General features: G+C 49.4%; 3 protein-coding genes. All 3 read right to left on the bottom strand.

Annotated elements, in window-relative coordinates; genetic code table 11:
- On the bottom strand, positions 1-2,484 hold a 2,484-nt coding region (locus BN35_RS12525), incomplete at its 3' end, for a TraG family conjugative transposon ATPase (protein ID WP_044071600.1).
- Positions 2,481-2,816, bottom strand: coding sequence for a DUF4133 domain-containing protein (locus BN35_RS12520; RefSeq protein WP_028901373.1), 336 nt, complete (start codon positions 2,814-2,816; stop codon positions 2,481-2,483). The genes BN35_RS12525 and BN35_RS12520, both read right to left, overlap by 4 nt.
- A 2-nt stretch (positions 2,817-2,818) precedes the next feature.
- The coding region (locus BN35_RS12515) for a DUF4134 family protein (RefSeq protein ID WP_044071599.1) at positions 2,819-2,911 on the bottom strand (93 nt) is incomplete at its 5' end.

Raw genomic sequence — 2,911 nt, 5'->3', positions numbered from 1 at the left:
GGCAAGCTGGCGGATAGCGGTCTCGATGTCGCCACCGAGCTGTTCCGCACGCTGCATGACCTCTACCTTCTCGGTTTCCTCAGTGGTGTAGGTGAGGTATTCCTCCATGCTCACTTCCGTGGCATAGACGGCACTCTGCATACCGCCCAAGCCTATCCACACTTCCTTGTAGAGTCGGTTGGGGTCGTTGTTCTGATTGATGGAGAGTATCTGGCTCTTTGCCTTTTCCGAAAGACCGAGCATCGCCTGTATACCATCGAACTTGGTCATATACTTGCGCTGGTCGAGCAGTATCTTGCAGTCGGAGTTGTTGATGATACTCTCCTTGACAATGGGCGACTGAATAATGTCATCCACCTCCTGCGTTACCACAATGGCTTCCCCGAAATACTTTCTGACGGTCTTATACAAATATTTTATGTAGTCCGCCATGTTTGCCGAAGCGATGGCTTTCCACGCTTCCTCAATGAGTATCATCTTGCGGATACCCTTTAATCGGCGCATCTTATTGATGAAGGCTTCCATGATGATAATCGTTACCACAGGGAAAAGGTCTTTGTTGTCCTTCACTTGGTCGATTTCAAAGACGATGAAACGCTTACTAAGCAAGTCGATGTTCTTGTCCGAGTTCAGCAGGAAATCATAACGACCGCCACGATAGTATTGCTTCAGTGTCGTCAAGAGGTTGTTGATATTGAAGTCCGAGAGTGTTACCTTGATGTCACGCTTTTCCATATCCTTGCGGTACACGTCCCGCAGATACTCATAGAAGGTATTGAAGCAGGGAACGATGGTATGATCCGTCCTGATAAGTTCGATATAGGCATTGACGGCAGAACCGAGTTCGCCTGCTTCGGTCTTGGTGATATGTTCATCAGCACTTTTCCAAAGTGTAAGTAATAATGTGCAGATACTCTCCCTTTTCTCTACATCGAAGAAGTAATCATCCGTATAAAAAGGGTTGAAGGATATCGGATTTTCATTGGTATAGGTGAAATACACGCCGTCCTCACCCTTGGTCTTGCGGTGGATAAGTTCACACAAGCCTTGATAGGAGTTTCCCGTATCAACTAAGAGGACGTGCGCTCCCTGCTCGTAATACTGGCGTACCATGTGGTTGGTAAAAAAAGACTTACCACTACCCGAAGGACCCAAGATGAACTTGTTACGGTTGGTAATCACGCCGCGCTTCATTGGCAGGTCGGAGATGTCGAGGTGGATGGGCTTACCCGAAAGTCGGTCAGCCATCTTGATACCAAAGGGAGAGAGCGAGTCCTTATAGTTCGTCTCTGCCGTGAAGAAACAAAGGGCAGGCTCGATAAAAGTATAGAATGACTCTTCTGCAGGAAAGTCTGCCGCATTGCCGGGTATACCCGCCCAGTAGAGCGTTGCCGCATCAATGGTGTTGTGACGTGGGTGGCATTCCATAAGAGCAAGTGCCGAGCCCACGTCATTCTTGATCTGGCGAAGTTCTTCCTTATCACTACTCCATGCCAGCACATTGAAGTGGGCACGGATAGAGGTCAGTCCCTGTGAGTGGGCAATATTGAGATACTCCTGTATCCACTCCTCGTTGATTTGGTTGCTACGGCTGTAGCGTGCCAGCGAGTGCATATTCCTTGCCTGCTTCTCGAAGCGTTCCAAGTTGACATCGCTGTCCTCTATGAAGAGGTACTGGTTATAGATATGGTTACAGGGTAGCATCAAACCTACGGGAGAGGCTAAGGAAAGACGACAGTCACTTCTGTCGGTAGATAGCCGTTCATATCGGCTGTCCGTGCTGACCGTTGTCGGCAGGTCATCCGTGTCGGAGAGTGTGTGTAGACAAAGCATATTGTCGCCCACACGCACAAGGTCTGCGCCCAGACGGATGTCCTCCAAAGAGGCATGTCCCTCTTCTGAAAGAGAGAAATACCTGTCAAGCAGGCCGCCCTTTTCATTTGTGCCAACTAACTCATCTTCAGTCATGCGGACAATCCTTATCTGCTCGGTATCGTTGATGATACGCTCGAACTGGTCTACGGCTTCCATGAACTTCATCACCTCATCTTTGTTGGTAATTTCCTTGGGCAGCAGATGTCCACGACAAAGCGAAGAAAAATTGCTCTGCTGTGCCATACGATGCTTGTTCGTCTTGGTTAGGAAGAGATAGACCGAGTGGTATAGATACGGACGCTCGTTAAAATGCCGTTCAGAGGAACGGGCAAGGAAACTCAGTCCGCCATCGGAGAGCTTTCCTTGATAGTCCTCCTTGATGAACCAGTCCTGCTTGTGTACGATGCTGTAATTGGGTAGTACCTTGATTGCCTTATGCCAGGCAGAGTGCATTGCCTCGTATTCGGCAGAGGTGACGGTAAAGAGTTCGGGTAGTTCCAAACGGAAGGCGACCGTAATATCTGCGTCCTTGCTCACCATACACCCCTGCTCAACGGAGAGCAGCGGGAACTTCGACTCCAAGGTAGTTATCTTACTGTTGTTTCTCATTGCTTCTTTCTTTTGGGTTGAAGGTTACGGATAAGGTGATAGACCGTCCGGCGGTTCAAAAGGTAGCGTGGGTGCATTCTCACGGCTCCCTTTTTCATGAGTCCGTATTGCCCATACTTTCGGTTCATGGCAAACGTTTGCCACACCACAAGGGTGGCACCCACTATGCCTATGACCAGACAGGCTATCTGGCTCACTCCACAGAGATAGAGAATGACCACGAGAAAGAAGACAGCCAGCAGCCCTCCCGCAAAGAGGAAAAGATACTGTGCCTTCAAACCCTTGAACTCTACCGTCCGACCTACACCTTTGTTGATTTCCCACTCAGCCATTGTTACAAGAAGAAAGAACGTAGGATGGTGGCAGCCACGATGAGGAAGATACACGCACCGAACCAAGAGGCTGCGGTCTTGCTCGTATCGGGGTC

The sequence above is a fragment of the Hoylesella timonensis 4401737 = DSM 22865 = JCM 15640 genome (assembly GCF_000455445.1).
Taxonomy (GTDB): Bacteria; Bacteroidota; Bacteroidia; order Bacteroidales; family Bacteroidaceae; genus Prevotella; species Prevotella timonensis.
Note: the sequence above shows the minus strand (reverse complement) of the source record. Positions and strands in the feature narration are given on the sequence as shown.